The organism is Nonomuraea jabiensis, from assembly GCF_014204795.1.
Taxonomy (GTDB): domain Bacteria; phylum Actinomycetota; class Actinomycetes; order Streptosporangiales; family Streptosporangiaceae; genus Nonomuraea; species Nonomuraea jabiensis.
In genome coordinates, this window is sequence record NZ_JACHMB010000001.1 from 7,014,385 (window position 1) to 7,029,056 (window position 14,672).

Annotated in this window: 15 protein-coding genes; 14 read left to right on the plus strand and 1 reads right to left on the minus strand. The window is 72.1% G+C overall.

What is annotated here, in order from left to right; translation table 11 throughout:
* Position 1: 1 nt before the first annotated feature.
* From HD596_RS32115 to HD596_RS32130, 4 genes are read left to right on the plus strand one after another with little or no spacing between them, the layout of a single operon-like run.
* A complete protein-coding gene (locus HD596_RS32115; protein WP_185072990.1) occupies positions 2-868 on the plus strand; it encodes an AAA family ATPase in 867 nt (288 codons plus the stop codon).
* Positions 861-1,937 carry a vWA domain-containing protein gene (locus HD596_RS32120; RefSeq protein ID WP_185072991.1) on the plus strand — a complete coding sequence of 359 codons (1,077 nt, stop codon included), beginning with the start codon at positions 861-863 and terminating at the stop codon, positions 1,935-1,937. The genes HD596_RS32115 and HD596_RS32120 overlap by 8 nt, the downstream gene beginning before the upstream one ends.
* Positions 1,930-3,033 (plus strand): XdhC family protein, encoded by a 1,104-nt coding sequence (locus tag HD596_RS32125; RefSeq protein WP_185072992.1) that lies wholly within the window; start codon positions 1,930-1,932, stop codon positions 3,031-3,033. The genes HD596_RS32120 and HD596_RS32125 overlap by 8 nt, the downstream gene beginning before the upstream one ends.
* Positions 3,030-3,608: a nucleotidyltransferase family protein gene (locus HD596_RS32130; protein WP_185072993.1), complete on the plus strand. Its 579-nt coding sequence runs from the start codon at positions 3,030-3,032 to the stop codon at positions 3,606-3,608. Before HD596_RS32125 ends, HD596_RS32130 begins: the two co-directional genes overlap by 4 nt.
* Here the strand turns inward: HD596_RS32130 and HD596_RS32135 are convergent.
* Positions 3,594-4,481: an endonuclease/exonuclease/phosphatase family protein gene (locus HD596_RS32135; RefSeq protein WP_313045305.1), complete on the minus strand. Its 888-nt coding sequence runs from the start codon at positions 4,479-4,481 to the stop codon at positions 3,594-3,596. The two genes, HD596_RS32130 and HD596_RS32135, sit on opposite strands and share 15 nt — an antisense overlap.
* Before the next feature lie 94 nt (positions 4,482-4,575).
* On the opposite strand from HD596_RS32135, the gene HD596_RS32140 reads away from it, so the two are divergent.
* The 10 genes from HD596_RS32140 (at position 4,576) to HD596_RS32185 (ending at position 14,525) form a co-directional block, all read left to right on the plus strand.
* Positions 4,576-5,616: an LLM class F420-dependent oxidoreductase gene (locus HD596_RS32140; RefSeq protein WP_185072995.1), complete on the plus strand. Its 1,041-nt coding sequence runs from the start codon at positions 4,576-4,578 to the stop codon at positions 5,614-5,616.
* Between the two features lie 222 nt (positions 5,617-5,838).
* Positions 5,839-7,128 carry a dicarboxylate/amino acid:cation symporter gene (locus HD596_RS32145; protein ID WP_185072996.1) on the plus strand — a complete coding sequence of 430 codons (1,290 nt, stop codon included), beginning with the start codon at positions 5,839-5,841 and terminating at the stop codon, positions 7,126-7,128.
* Positions 7,129-7,250: 122 nt separating this feature from the next.
* On the plus strand, positions 7,251-8,969 hold the full coding sequence (locus tag HD596_RS32150) for a serine/threonine-protein kinase (RefSeq protein ID WP_185072997.1): 1,719 nt from the start codon (positions 7,251-7,253) through the stop codon (positions 8,967-8,969).
* Between the two features lie 70 nt (positions 8,970-9,039).
* Entirely contained in the window at positions 9,040-10,077 is a 1,038-nt protein-coding gene (locus HD596_RS32155) for a M24 family metallopeptidase (protein WP_185072998.1), read from the plus strand.
* Positions 10,078-10,103: 26 nt separating this feature from the next.
* Entirely contained in the window at positions 10,104-10,664 is a 561-nt protein-coding gene (efp, locus tag HD596_RS32160) for an elongation factor P (protein ID WP_185072999.1), read from the plus strand.
* 1 nt (position 10,665) lies between these two features.
* Positions 10,666-11,076: a transcription antitermination factor NusB gene (gene nusB, locus HD596_RS32165; RefSeq protein WP_185073000.1), complete on the plus strand. Its 411-nt coding sequence runs from the start codon at positions 10,666-10,668 to the stop codon at positions 11,074-11,076.
* A gap of 234 nt (positions 11,077-11,310) precedes the next feature.
* A complete protein-coding gene (locus HD596_RS32170; RefSeq protein WP_185073001.1) occupies positions 11,311-11,748 on the plus strand; it encodes an MmcQ/YjbR family DNA-binding protein in 438 nt (145 codons plus the stop codon).
* 98 nt (positions 11,749-11,846) lie between these two features.
* Positions 11,847-12,599 carry a methyltransferase domain-containing protein gene (locus HD596_RS32175; RefSeq protein WP_221519615.1) on the plus strand — a complete coding sequence of 251 codons (753 nt, stop codon included), beginning with the start codon at positions 11,847-11,849 and terminating at the stop codon, positions 12,597-12,599.
* Between the two features lie 47 nt (positions 12,600-12,646).
* A complete protein-coding gene (gene dinB / locus HD596_RS32180) occupies positions 12,647-13,888 on the plus strand; it encodes a DNA polymerase IV (RefSeq protein ID WP_185073002.1) in 1,242 nt (413 codons plus the stop codon).
* A gap of 229 nt (positions 13,889-14,117) precedes the next feature.
* Positions 14,118-14,525, plus strand: a complete 408-nt coding sequence (locus HD596_RS32185; protein WP_185073003.1) for an SCO2097 family morphological protein — start codon at positions 14,118-14,120, stop codon at positions 14,523-14,525.
* Positions 14,526-14,672: the final 147 nt, after the last annotated feature.

Below are 14,672 nucleotides of genomic sequence, written 5' to 3' on the forward strand. Positions count from 1 at the left end.
AATGGACATCGAGTCGCCTGCCAAGCTCATCGAGCTCCTCGACCGGCACGCCTACCTGGCCGACGAAGGGCTGGCCACGGCGGCCTTCCTGGCGCTGCGGATGGGCCGGCCGCTCTTCCTCGAAGGAGAGGCGGGGGTCGGCAAGACCGAGCTCGCCAAGACGCTGGCGACGCTGCTCAAGGCGCCGCTCATCAGGCTCCAGTGCTACGAGGGGCTGGACGCCGCCCAGGCCCTGTACGACTGGGACTTCGCGCGCCAGCTGCTCCACCTGAAAGCCGCGGAGGCCGCGGGCGTCACCGACGTGGGCCGGCTGGAGGGGGAGATCTACGACCGGCGGTTCCTGATCGCGCGGCCCCTGCTCAAGGCCATCAAGACGCAGCCGAGCGTGCTGCTCGTGGACGAGATCGACCGCGCCGACGACGAGTTCGAGGCGTTCCTGCTCGAAGTGCTCTCCGACTTCACGATCTCCATCCCCGAGCTCGGCACCGTCAAGGCCACCACGCCACCGGTGGTCGTGGTCACCTCCAACAGGACCCGCGAGGTGCACGACGCGCTCAAGCGGCGCTGCCTCTACCACTGGCTCGAACACCCCAGCTTCGACCGCGAGGTCGCCATCCTGCTGCGCCGGCTGCCCGACTGCACCGAGACGCTGGCCGTGCAGGTGGCGCGGGCGGCCGAGCGGCTGCGGCAGGCGGACCTGGTCAAACCGCCGGGCGTGGCCGAGACGCTCGACTGGACCGAGGCGCTGCTGACGCTGGGGGCCAAGGAGCTCGATCCCGCCCTGGCCGCGGCCACCCTGGGGGCGGCCCTGAAATACCGGGAGGACGTCTCGAACGTGCTCGGCAACGGGCTGCTGCCCCATGGATGAGCTGGTCGCCACGGTGACCGCGTTCGCCAGGACGCTGCGGGCGGCCGGGGTCGCCGCCGATCACGAGCGGACGCAGAACCTGCTGAGGGCGCTCGACCACCTCGACGTGGCCGACTCCGGCGAGGTCTACTGGGCCGGGCGGCTCACGCTCTGCGCCACGCCCGACGACCTGCCCCGCTACGACCGGTGCTTCGCCGCGTACTTCGGCGGACAGCGGGCGGGCGTCGCCCGTACGAGCACGACCAGCGTCACCAGGCACCTGGCGGCCGAGACGCACGGCGGGGCGGACGGCGGCGACGAGGAGACGGCGGCGCCCGCGACGGCGAGCCGGGCCGAGGTGCTGCGGCACCGCGACGTGGCCAGGCTGACCGAGGCCGAGCGGGCCGAGGTGCACCGGATGCTGGCCATGCTGAGGTGCGGCCGCGAGCCGCGGCGCTCGCGCCGCTACGAGGGCGCCCACCGGGGCGTGCTCGACCCGCGCCGCACCATCCGCGACGCGCTCAGGAAGGGCGACGTCGCCCGGCTCCGGCACAAGAGGCACACCACCCGGCCGCGTACCGTCGTCCTGTTCGTGGACGTCAGCGGCTCGATGGCCCCGTACGCCGAGACCCTGCTGCGCTTCGCCCAGGCGCTGGTCAGGAGCGAGCCCCGGGCCACCAGGGTCTACTCGGTCGGCACCAGGCTCACCCCCATCACCGCCGAGCTGCGCCACCGCGACCCCGGCACCGCCCTGAACGAGGTCTCCAAGGCCATCCCCGACTGGAGCGGCGGGACCCGGCTGGGCGACGAGCTCAAGGAGTACCTGTCCCGCTACAGCGCGCGCGGGGCGATCGCCGTGATCGCGTCGGACGGGTGGGAGCGCGGCGACCCCGCTCTGCTGGGGGCGCAGATGGCCCGGCTGGCCAGGCAGGCGCACCGGGTGATCTGGGTCAACCCGCACAAGGGGTACGAGGACTACCAGCCTCTCACGGGCGGCATGCGGGCCGCCCTGCCGTACGTGGACGACCTGGTGGCCGGGCACAGCCTGGCCGCCTACGAACGACTCAGCGAAAGGCTGGCCCATGCGTGACGTGCTGCCGGAGATCATGAGGTGGTGGAGGTCGGGGCTCAAGTTCGGGCTGGCGACGGTGGTGAGCACGTTCAGCAGCGCGCCCAGGCCGCCGGGCGCGGCCATGGCGGTGCGCGGCGACGAGGTGGTCGGCAGCGTGTCCGGCGGGTGCGTCGAGGGCGCGGTGTTCGAGCTGGCCGCCGAGGTCGACGAGGCCGTCCTGCAGCGGTACGGCGTGAGCGACGATGACGCGTTCGCGGTCGGGCTCACCTGCGGCGGCATCATCGACATCCTCGTGGAGCCGATCTCGATCGAGACCTTCCCCGAGCTGGGGGAGATCGCGATGTCTGTGGACGCGCACGAGCCGGTGGCCGTCGCCACCATCGTCTCCGGCCCCGGGCGGGTCGGCGCCCGCCGGGTGATCTGGCCGGACCGCTCGTCCGGCACGCTCGGGCTCGACCGGCTCGACGAGGCCGTGGACGACGACGCCCGCGGCATGCTCGCCCAGGGCCTGACCGGCATCAGGCACTACGGCGGCGAGGGGGAGCGGCGCCTTGACGACCTGGCGGTGTTCGTGCAGTCGTTCGCGCCGCCGCCGCGCATGCTGGTGTTCGGGGCGATCGACTTCGCGGCGGCGGTGGCCAGGGTGGGCAAGTTCCTCGGCTACCACGTCACGGTCTGTGACGCCCGCCCGATCTTCGCCACCGCCAAGCGCTTCCCCGACGCCGACGAGGTCGTGGTCAAGTGGCCCCACGACTACCTGTCCTCCGTCCAGGTGGACGAGCGCACGGTGATCTGCGTGCTCACCCACGACCCCAAGTTCGACGTGCCGCTGCTGGAGGTGGCCCTGCGCACCGGGGCCGGGTACGTGGGCGCCATGGGCTCGCGCCGCACCCATGAGGACCGCCTCGCCCGGCTGCGCGAGGCCGGGCTCACCGACGCCGAGCTGGCCGGGCTGCGCTCGCCCATCGGGCTCGATCTCGGCGCGCGCACCCCCGAGGAGACGGCCGTGTCGATCGCCGCCGAGCTGATCCAGCTCCGCTGGGGCGGCTCGGGCCGCCCGCTGTCCAGCACCGAGGGTCGCATCCACCACGAGACCCCGCACGAGGGTTCATGAAGAGCGCGAAGGTGGCCGGGCTGCTGCTGGCCGCGGGGGAGGGCGCCCGGCTGGGCACGCCCAAGGCGCTGGTCGAGTACGCGGGCGAGCGCCTGGTCGACCGCGGCGTGCGGCTGCTGGAGGAGGGCGGCTGCCACCCCGTCGTGGTCGTGCTCGGCGCGGCCACCGTGCAGGTGCGCGGCGCGGTGACCGTGCGCAACCCGGACTGGGCCTCGGGCATGGGCTCGTCCCTGCGGGTCGGGCTCGCCGCGCTGCCGCAGGAGGCCGGGTCCGTGGTGATCGCGCTGGTCGACCAGCCGTTCATCGGCCCCGGCGCGGTACGGGCGCTGATCGCCTCGGGCGCCGGGCTGGCGGTCGCCACCTACGAGGGCAGGCGCAGGAACCCGGTCCTGATCGCCCGCGAGCACTTCGCCGAGGTGGCGGAGCTGGCCGTGGGGGACGTGGGGGCGCGGCCGTTCATGAAGGCGCACCCCGAACTGGTCACCGAGGTGCCGTGCGACGAGCACGGGGACCCGGCCGACATCGACACGCCCCAGGACCTGCGGCTGCTGGAGCCCCACCTAGAGGCGCAGTGAGGCGATGGCGGCGCGGTGGTCGCTGCCGGTCGCGGGGGCGACGCCCGCCTTGGTCGCCGTCATGCCCTTGAACAGGATGTGGTCGGGCCGGGTGATCGGGAACTCGGACGGCCAGGTGAACCCGAACCCGTCGCCCGCCACGGTCTGCGCGTCGCTCAGCGGCGGGGTCAGCCCCCGCATGCCCCGGTCGGTGGTGGCGGTGTTGAGGTCGCCGAGCAGCAGGATGCGCTTGCTCGGGTCGGCGTCGATGAGCTTGCGCGCGTGCGCGAGGGACTCGTCGCGCGAGGCGGTCTCCCCGGGGCGGGCCGAGGCCAGGTGCATGACGTAGACGGTCACCTTGCCCTTGGGGGTGGCGACCACCGCCCGCAGCGCCCGCGGCCAGCCCAGGCCGACGTCGAGCGGCTTGGTCTCGCTGATCGGGTAGCGGCTCCACAGGCCGACCGTGCTGACCGGATAGTGGTACTTGAACATCTTGTTGAGCTGCTTGGCCGCGGGCCCGCCGCTGGTCAGCTCCTGGGCGGCCAGCAGGTCGAGGTCCTTGGCGATGATGCGGACGGCCTCGCCCGAGGCGTTGTTGGTCACGCCCACGTTGACCGTGCCGACGGCCAGGTCGCTCGGGCCGCCCGGCGGGGTGCGCAGCAGCGTGGAGCCGAACATCGCGGCCCACACCACCCCGGGCACCAGCGCCGCGATCGCGGCCGTCCCGGAACGTGCCAGCGCGGCGGCCAGGAGCAGCAGCGGGACGGTCCACCCCAGCCAGGGCAGCAGGCTCTCCATCACCGGCGTGAACCCGCCGAGCGCAGGAATCAGCCGGTGTCCGGCCATGGCCACGGCGACCACGGCGGACACGATGACGACCAGCCGACTCAGCACCTGATCCAGGCTAGTGGCTCCCTGCCCGCCACGCCGACGCGATAGCCTGTCCGCGTCGCAACGGAATATCATTCGGTTTCATCGGGAGCCCGGCATGCGCATCGGTATGGCACTCAACTACTCGGGCGGCTTCAAGGAGACGGTGGCCGAGCTGGCGGACTACGAGAAGGCCGGGCTCGACATCGTGTTCGTCGCCGAGGCCTACAGCTTCGACGCCGTCAGCCAGATGGGGTACATCGCGGCCAGGACCGAACGGCTGGAGATCGCCTCCGGCATCCTGCCGATCTACTCCCGCACGCCGGCGCTGCTGGCCATGACGGCCGCGGGCCTGGACTACGTCTCCGACGGGCGCTTCACGCTCGGCCTCGGCGCGTCGGGGCCGCAGGTGATCGAGGGCTTCCACGGGGTGCCGTACACGGCGCCGCTGGGGCGTACCAGGGAGGTCATCGAGATCTGCCGCCAGGTGTGGCGGCGCGAGCGCCTGGTGCACGAGGGCAAGCACTACACGCTGCCGCTCCCGCCCGAGCGGGGCACGGGCCTGGGCAAGCCGCTGAAGCTCATCAACCACCCGGTACGGCCCCGCATCCCGATCGTGATCGCCGCCATCGGGCCCAAGAACGTCGAGCTCGCCGCCGAGCTGGCCGAGGGCTGGGAGCCGATCTTCTACGTGCCCGAGAAGGCCGCCGACGTGTGGGGCCCGTCGCTGGCCGCGGGCAAGGCGAAACGCGACCCCGAGCTGGGCGAGCTGGACGTGATCGCGCAGGCGGCCCTGGCGGTCGGCGACGACGTGGCCGGGCTGCTGGAGTTCGGGCGGCCGACGGCGGCCCTGTACATCGGCGGCATGGGCGCCAAGGGCCGCAACTTCTACAACGACCTGGCCAGGCGCTATGGCTACGAGAAGGAGGCCGAGCAGATCCAGGACCTCTACCTGGAGGGCAAGAAGGACGAGGCGGCCGCCCTGGTGCCCGGCGAGCTGCTGGAGAGCATGTCGCTGATCGGCAGCGAGGGGTTCGTGCGCGACCGCGTCCAGGCGATGAAGGAGTCCGGGGTGACCACGCTGAACGTGGCGCCGCTCGGCAGGACGCACGAGGAGCGGGTGCGGTTGATTGAGATGATTAAGGACCTTGTGGGGTGAGTCACACCTTTTAGGGAATACGCCCGTTTTCACGGGTGTTGTGGGAGCTCGTGAGGTTCACCCTGGTGTTCGTGTGGCTCGTCGAGCGGCTGCACATCGATCTGTGCCGGTTGCGCGGATCGCTCTGTCGCTGACCGCTCCGCCTCGATCCCCCAATCCTCACCTGGCATGCCCGCCCGCGTGGCGGTCCGGCATGCCCTTCCTCGGGAGCTTCCCCCACCCATGAAGAGATTCTCCTTCTCCCTGCAACTGCTGGCCGGTCTCGCGGCCGGCGTCGCGCTGGGCTTCGTCGCCAAGATCTGGGACGTGGCCTGGCTGGCCGAGACGCTGACCCGGATCGGGCAGATCTTCGTCCAGTTGCTCAAGCTCGCCGTGCCGCCCCTGGTCTTCACCGCCGTGCTGGTGAGCGTGGCCAACCTGCGCAACGTCAACGGCGCCGCCAGGCTCGCGTCCAAGACGCTGCTGTGGTTCCTCGTCACCGCGTTCGTCTCGGTGGCGCTGGCGATCGGGCTCGGCCTGCTCATCAACCCCGGCCAGGGCGTCACCCTCGACACCGCCGCCGCCAAGGCCGTGGACCTCGAGGGCGCGGGCACCTGGCTCGACTTCGTCACCGGCATCGTGCCCACCAACATCGTCACCGCCTTCACCGAGGTGAAGGTCCTCCAGATCGTCTTCCTGGGTGTCGTGCTCGGCGCGGCGGCCCTGGCGGTCGGCGAGAAGGCCGAGCCGTTCCTGAACCTCGGCCGCTCCGTCCTGGAGCTGGTCCAGAAGGCGCTGTGGTGGGTCCTGCGCCTGGCCCCCATCGGCACCGCGGGCCTGATCGGCAAGGCCGTCTCCACGTACGGGTGGGACCTGCTGGCGCCGCTGGCCAAGTTCAGCGCCGGGGTGTACATCGGCTGCTTCATCGTGCTGCTGGCCGTCTACCCGACGGTGCTGGCCGTGTGGGGCAAGGTCAACCCCGTCCAGTTCTTCCGCAACGCGTGGCCCGCGATCGAGCTGGCCTTCGTCTCCCGCTCGTCCGTCGGCACGCTGCCGCTGACGCAGCGGGTCACCGTCGAGCGCAACGGCGTGGACCGCGACTACGCCTCCTTCGCGGTGCCGTTCGGCGCCACCACCAAGATGGACGGGTGCGCCTCGGTCTACCCGGCGCTGGCCGCGATCTTCGTCGCCCAGGTGTTCGGGGTGCCCCTCGGGTTCGGCGACTACCTGCTGATCGCGTTCGTGTCGGTGGTCGGCTCGGCCGCCACGGCGGGCCTGACCGGCGCGACCGTCATGCTGACGCTCACGCTCAGCACGCTGGGGCTGCCCCTTGAGGGCGTCGGCCTGCTGCTGGCCATCGACCCGATCCTCGACATGATCCGCACCGCCACGAACGTCGCGGGGCAGCTCGTCGTCCCCGTCCTGGTGGCGCGCTCCGAGGGCCGCCTGGACGAGGCCGTCTTCAACGCGGCGCCGCAGCCGCTGGACGCCGCCGCGCCGGTGGGGCGCGTGCCGCAGCCCGCGGCGGCCTGACCTCGCCGCCGGGCGGCCCGTCGCGTACGAGCGGCGGGCCGCCCGGCGCGATGATGGGGCGGCAGGGTCCGCGGGGCCCTATGGTGGTCGGAAATCCTGATGTTCGAGTAATTGGCGGGGATATGTCCGACGCGACGCCGTCCGTGGTCGCTGACCGGTATCGGCTTGACGAGCGCATCAGCAGCGGGCCGATGGGTGAGGTGTGGCGAGGGTACGACACGCGGGCCGACTGGGTCGTGGCCGTGAAGGTGCTCGGCGCCCGGGTGGCCGGGGGCGCGACCCGGGAGGTGCTCAGGCAGCACGCCCAGGCCGTGGCCCGGGTCATCCATCCGAACGTGGCCATGGTGCTGGACGTCGGCGACCATGACGGGGCGCCGTTCCTGGTGATGGAGTTCCTCACCGGCCCCAGCCTGGGCGAGGAGCTGGCCACGCGCGGCCCCCTGCCGATCGTCGAGGTGTGCGACCTCGTCGGGCAGGCCGCGGCCGGGCTCGACGCCGCGCACCGGGCCGGGGTCGTGCACGGGCACGTCGCCCCGCACAGCTTCCGGCTGGCCGGGAGCGGGGTGCTCAAGGTCGTCGGGTTCGGGATGGACGACCGGGTGCCGGCGGACCCGCGGTACGTGGCGCCCGAGCGGGCGGCCGGGCAGGAGGCCGCGGCCGCCGGGGACCTGTACGCGCTGGGGTGCGTCTGCTACGAGCTCCTGTGCGGCCGGCCGCCCTTCGGCGACGAGGCGCAGGACGGCTCCGGCGGCGTTTCGGGGCGGGGGGTGCCCGCTCCGCCGAGCGTGTCGCGGGCCGAGGTGCCGGCCGAGCTGGACCGGCTCGTGCTGGCCATGATCGCCGAGGATCCCGCGCAGCGGCCCGGCAGCGGTGAGGCGATCCGGCGGGCGCTGGCCGCCATCGCGCGGCCGCGCGCCAACCCGGCCGCACCGCCCGCCGCCGCACCGCCCGCCGCACCGCCCGCCGCCGCGCCGCCCGCCGCCGCGCCACCCGTGCCGCCCGGGCCCGGGCAGGCTGCCCCCGTGCAGCCACTCCCTGGGGCGGCCATGCCCGTGACGGGCGTTTCCCTCCGAGACGGCGGCGTGCCGCCCGGCGGGCCGGGTGGCACGTCCGGGGCCGGGACGTCCGGGGTCGGGACGTCCGGGGCCGGGACATTCGGGGGTGGGACGGCCAGGGGCGACGGGGCGACCGAGGTCTTCCAGGTCCCCGGGCACGGCGGGCCTCCGAGGGCCGGCGACACCGCCATCTACCAGGCCGGCGACCTCGAGCCCGCCCCCGGGCCGAACCGCAAGCTCATCCTCCAGCTCGGCGCCGCCGTGGTGGTCATCGCGGTGGTGACCGTCGTCATGGTGATGTGGGCGGGCGCGCGGAAGGAGGAGCCGCTGACCGCCTCCACGCCGACCGCAGAACCGACCGCAGAACCGACCGCCGACCCGACCATCCTGCCGAGCGTGGCCACCCTCCCCACCGAGGAGTCCACGCCCGACTCGACGCCCGGCCTGGTCAACACCCTGGGCCCGACCTCGCTGCGGGAGACGGTCCAGCCCAAGGCCACCCTGGGCGAGGCGATCCCGCCGGGCGGCTGGGGCAAGTGGCTGTCGGAGTTCGACAAGGCGCTGATGGCCCAGCAGGCCATGGGCACGATCGACCCCAAGGTCGCGGACAAGGCGCGTGACAAGATCAGGAAGGCGGCCAGGAAGTTCGCGGAGGGCCGCATCGACGCGGGGATCGACCAGGTCGCCGGCGTCTACCACGACCTGAGGCGGGCGCAGGAGAAGGGCGGCATGGGCGCCGGGCCGGCGGCGCAGGTCCTGGACGACTGGCGGCTGCCCGACGACTAGGAGCTCCAGGCGAGTCCGGCCGGGTGGCGGGTGATAGTGACGCCAGGGGCGGAACACGTACATTGGCGCCATGAGCGTCGACTACGTGGCACGCCGGGCGCGCCTCGCCGCGTTGCTGCCCGCCCGTGAGGTGCCCGCCCTGCTCGTCACCTCTCCCGTGAACGTGCGCTACCTCACCGGGCTGGTCAGCTCCAACGCCGCCGTCCTGGTCAGGGCCGACGGCACGGCGCTGCTGGCGACCGACAACCGCTACATCGAGGTGGCCCGCACGCTGGACGTGCCGTCGGTCGAGGCGTACGACGTGGAGAGCGCGCTGGTGGAGCCGGGGGCCGGGATCGAGGCGGCGTGGATGAGCGTGGCCACGTACCGGCGCCTGGGCGAGGGGCTGGTGCCGCTGGAGCCGGTGGTGGAGCTGCTGCGGGCGGTCAAGGACGACGGCGAGCTGGAGCTCCTCCGTACGGCCTGCGAGATCACCGACCAGGCGTTTGCCGATATTTCAGGGAAAATCGTCCCGGGGATCACCGAGCGCGACCTCGCCCGCCTCCTCGACAACCGCATGACCGAGCTGGGCGCCGACAAGCCCGCGTTCGACACGATCGTGGCCGCCGGCGAGAACGGCGCGATCCCGCACCACGCCCCCTCCGGCAGGCGGCTGCGTACCGGCGACCTGGTCACCGTCGACTTCGGCGCCCGCTACCAGGGCTACCACGCCGACATGACCAGGACGGTCTGCCTGGGCCCGCCGACGGACTGGCAGCGGGAGATCTACGACCTGGTCGCCGAGGCGCAGCGGGCCGGCAGGCACGCGCTCGCGCCGGGCGCGGGGGCCAGGGAGGTGGACGCGGCGGCCCGTACCGTCATCGAGGACGCGGGGTACGGGAGCCGCTTCCGGCACGGCCTGGGACACGGAGTCGGTCTGGAGATCCACGAGGAGCCGTTCCTCGGTCCTTCGCGGACCGGTAGACTAGAGGATCGAGTTCCGATCACCGTCGAGCCCGGGGTCTATCTCCCGGGCCGGGGCGGGGTTCGCATCGAGGACACCCTGGTGACACGTGAGGGCGGGCCGGAACTTTTCACGAAGACGACCAAGGAGCTGCTCGTCCTTTAGAGCGGCCGCACGCGGGAGAAGAACGAGTGGCGACGACCAACGACCTCAAGAACGGCATGGTGCTGAAGCTCGAGGGCGGTGAGCTCTGGGCCGTGGTCGAGTTCCAGCACGTCAAGCCGGGCAAGGGCGGCGCGTTCGTGCGCACCAAGCTCAAGAACGTCCTCTCCGGAAAGGTCGTCGACAAGACCTTCAACGCCGGCGTGAAGGTCGACGTGGCCAACGTCGACAAGCGCGAGATGCAGTACTCGTACAAGGACGGCGAGGACTTCGTGTTCATGGACACCGAGACCTACGACATGGTCACCGTGCCCAGCGGCACCGTCGGCACCGCCGCCAACTACATGCTGGAGAACACTCTGGCCACGGTCGCGTTCAACGAGGGCTCGGCCCTCTACGTCGACCTGCCCGCCGCGGTCGAGCTGACCATCGCCAACACCGAGCCCGGCCTGCAGGGCGACCGCTCCACGGGCGGCACCAAGCCCGCCACGCTGGAGACCGGCGCCGAGATCAAGGTGCCGCTGTTCATCACCACCGGCGAGAAGGTCAAGGTCGACACCCGCAGCGGCGAATACCTCGGCCGGGCCTGAGGTGTCGGCACGCGGCAAAGCACGCCGGCGGGCGCTTGACATCCTCTTCGAGGCCGAGCTGCGCGACGAGGATCCGCTGAAGATCCTCGCCGAACGCGTGGAGCGGCAGGAGCCCCCGGTGAACGAATACACCTCGACCATCGTCGAGGGCGTCGCCAGGCATCACGCGCGCATCGACGAGCTGATCACCACCTACGCCGAGGGCTGGACCCTCGACCGGATGCCCGCCGTCGACCGCAACCTGCTGCGCGGGGGCACGTACGAGCTGCTCTGGATGCCCGGCGTGCCCGAGGGCGTCGTGATCAGCGAGTGGGTGCACCTGGCGGGTGAGCTGTCCACCGACGAGTCGCCGCAGTTCGTCAACGGGCTGCTGGCCCGCTTCAAGCAGCTCAAGCCAAGCCTCACCCTTTAGACACCGTCAAAAGTCTGAGTTCGGGGTACGTTCCAACCAAACAAGAGGTACGTTCCACACACACAACACCACGTCTGCCTGCACGGCTCGCCGAGACGAGGGCCGTGCGCCGTCACACGGCCGGGCGCCTTCGCGCAAGCCTGAGCGTGTGGCCAGGGAGCGTGCGGACAAGTGGCGCGTCACCAGCCGCGACGCGCCCCTTTCCGCGTGCCCGGCGGTGCGTATCGTGTGGGCATGGTGACCGAGGACGACGTACGCCGGCTCGCCCTGGCGCTGCCCGAGGCCGTCGAGAAGACCATGTACGGCACGCCCGCCTTCTACGTCCGCGGCAAGTGGTTTGCCCGGGTGCGGGAGGAGGGCGACGTGCTGGTGCTGCCGGTGGGCTCCGAGGAGGAGAAGGCGGGGCTGATCGCGGCCGATCCGGGCGCGTTCTTCACGACGCCGCACTATGACGGGTCCGCCACCGTGCTGGTGCGGTTCGGGGCCGTGGACGCCGAGGAGCTGGGCGAGCTGCTGACGGACGCGTGGCGGCTGCGGGCGCCCGGGCGGCTGGTCGCCGCCTTCGACACCTCACCCCCACCAGATCGGCGGCTACGTGGCCAGGGGCGGCGTACGCGACCCGGAGCGGGTGGTGCCGGTGACGGCGAGCGCGGGGACCGGCGCACGGCGTAGGCTGGGCCCGTCCGGGCAGAAGCGCAGTTCATGATGTGCGCGATCGCGAGGGCCCGGAGCGCGGGCCGGTCGCGAGGGGAGAGGGAGGCGAGCCGACGTTGCGTGCTGAAGGCGTCACGAGGACCCCGGCGGTGCGGACCGCCGTCGTCTGGGACGCGTTGCGGTCCGCGCTGGCCGAACGGACGGCGGCGACCGGCCGGGAGGGGCTCGACATCGTCGATGCCGGGGGCGGCACCGGCGGGTTCGCCGTGCCCCTGGCGGCGCTGGGTCACGCCGTGACCGTCGTGGATCCGAGTCCCGACTCGCTGGCCGCGCTCGAGCGCCGTGCCAAGGAGAAGGGCGTGGGCGTGCGGGCCCTGCAGGGCGACGCCGCCGACCTGGGCGAGCTGCTCAGCCGCGACAGCGCCGACCTGGTGCTCTGCCACAGCGTGCTCGAATACGTGGAAGACCCGATCAGCGCGCTGACCGCCGTCGCGGGCGTGCTGCGCAGGGGCGGCGCGGTGAGCGTGCTGGCCGCCAACCCCGTCGGCAGCGCCATCCACCGGGCGCTCGCGGGCCAGTTCGACGAGGCGCGGGCCGTGCTCGACGACCCGCGGGGCACCTGGGGCGACCGCGACCCCACTCCGAGGCGCTTCGCCGCCGAGACGCTCGCCGAGCTGCTGGCCGCGACCGGGTTCGCCGTCGGCGCCGTCCACGGCGTGCGGGTCTTCGCCGACCTGGTCCCGAGCCGGCTCGTCGACGGCGAGCCCGGCGCGGCCGACGCGCTCGTCGCCCTCGAGCAGGTCGCCGCCACCCATCCCGTGCTGCGGGACATCGCTACGCAGCTGCACGTGCTCGCGCACAGGTCCTGAGGGGCAGGCACTGGGTATAGAACGCGTGTTCGGATAGAATCGGCGGCGTGTCTCGCAAGCAGATCACCGGCATCGGCCCCGCTCCACGTACCGGGGCCGACGACAGCGGCTGCCCGATCCTGCACGTCGACATGGACGCCTTCTTCGCCAGCGTCGAGCTGCTCGAGCGTCCGGAGCTGCGCGGCCGCCCGGTGATCGTGGGCTCGCCCGCCGGGCGCGGCGTCGTGCTCAGCGCCACCTACGAGGCCAGGGCCCACGGGGTGCACTCCGCCATGCCGATGAGCAGGGCGCGCCGGCTCTGCCCGCAGGCCACGATCATCCCGCCCAGCCACGGCAAATACTCCGAGGTCTCCAAGGGCGTCATGGAGATCTTCCACACGATCACCCCGCTGGTCGAGCCCATCGCGTCCGACGAGGCGTTCCTCGACGTCGGGGGCGCCAGGCGCCGGCTCGGCCCGCCCGCCGCCATCGCCGCGATGATCAGGGAGCAGGTCCTCGACCGCTACGGCATCACGTGCTCGGTCGGCGTGGCGAGCAGCAAGTTCGTGGCGAAGCTGGCCAGCAAGCAGTGCAAGCCCGACGGGCTGCTGGTGGTGCCCGCCGACCAGGTGGTCGACTTCCTCCACCCGCTGCCGGTCTCGGCGCTGTGGGGCGTCGGCGAGCGCACCGAGCAGTCCCTCGTACGCCTCGGCATCCGCACGGTCGGCGACCTGGCCAGGGTGCCGCCCGCCACCCTCCAGCGCGAGCTCGGCCAGGCCGTGGGCGGCCATCTGGCGGCCCTGGCCTGGGGCCGTGACGAGCGGGCGGTGAGCTCCCACATGCCCGACAAGAGCATCGGCAACGAGGAGACGTTCGCGGCCGACGTGGACGATCCCGAGGTGATCAAGCGGGAGCTGCTGCGTCTTTCCGAACGGGTGGCCGCCCGGATGCGTAAGGGCGGACACGTGGGAAGGACTGTAAGTGTGAAGCTCCGCCGCGCTGATTTCACGACGATCAACCGCTCCCGCACCCTGCGCGAGGCGACCGACGTGGCCCAGGTGATTTACGCCACAGCCTGCGAGCTGTTCGAGGCGGCCGGCCTCCAGCGCGTGCGGCTGCGCCTGGTCGGGGTCAGGATGGAAAACCTGCGGCCCGCGGGCGAGGCCACCCACCAGCTCGGCCTCGGCGAGCGGGAGACGGGCTGGCGCGAGGCCGAGCAGGCCATGGACAAGGCGATCCGGCGATTCGGTCCCGACGCGGTGCTCCCAGCATCGCTCGTACGTGGCAAGCTTGATGATGTAGAGACATGACGTCGATGTCCGGATTTTCATGGGGCGTCAGTGTCGCGATTTTGGGGGAAGGGGGGCGAGATGGGCCACAATGGAGCCATGACGACACCTCCGGTTTGGTCTGCGTTGGACGTTTGCTTTCGCCTACGTCTACAGCCTCGTATTCTGGGGATAACCGACCGCGAGGTTCGGACACCCCGTGTCGTCCGTTGCCGTCTTCCCCGTCCTGGGGCTGTCCTTGGGAGGCGCCGTGCCGCTCTCTGAGCACGAGCAGCGCTTGCTCGACCAGATCGAGCAGGCCCTCTACGCCGAGGACCCGAAGTGGGCCAACACCGTAAGGATCAGTGACCCGCGCAGCCATTACAAGCGTCGTCTGATCAAGGCCTCCATCGGCTTTGCTCTCGGCGTCGTCATCATGATGGTCGGCGTGGTGATGAGTGGCAGTGCCCTGATCCCTCTCGGCGTCGGCGGTTTCGTGGTCATGCTCGCCGCGTGTCTGTGGGGCCTGTCCAGTTGGAAACGTATGAACGGGTTCGGTGACTCCGCGCCCGCCTCGGGCTCGGCCCCTCCTCCGGGCAAGCAGGCCCGCCGGGCGCGCCGGGGGACGTTCATGGAGCGCATGGAAGAGCGCTGGCGCCGCCGCAACGATGAGCGCTGACCGCTGACCTGCGGAGCCGCCCGGACGCGCGTCCGGGCGGCCCTCGTGTGGGAGGCGGCCCTTCCGGGTCCCGCCATGCGCTCGTCCGCCCACGCAGGTGACGGTGCAACCCTCATGCGCCCGTCCGCTCAGGCGCAACTGGCGGTG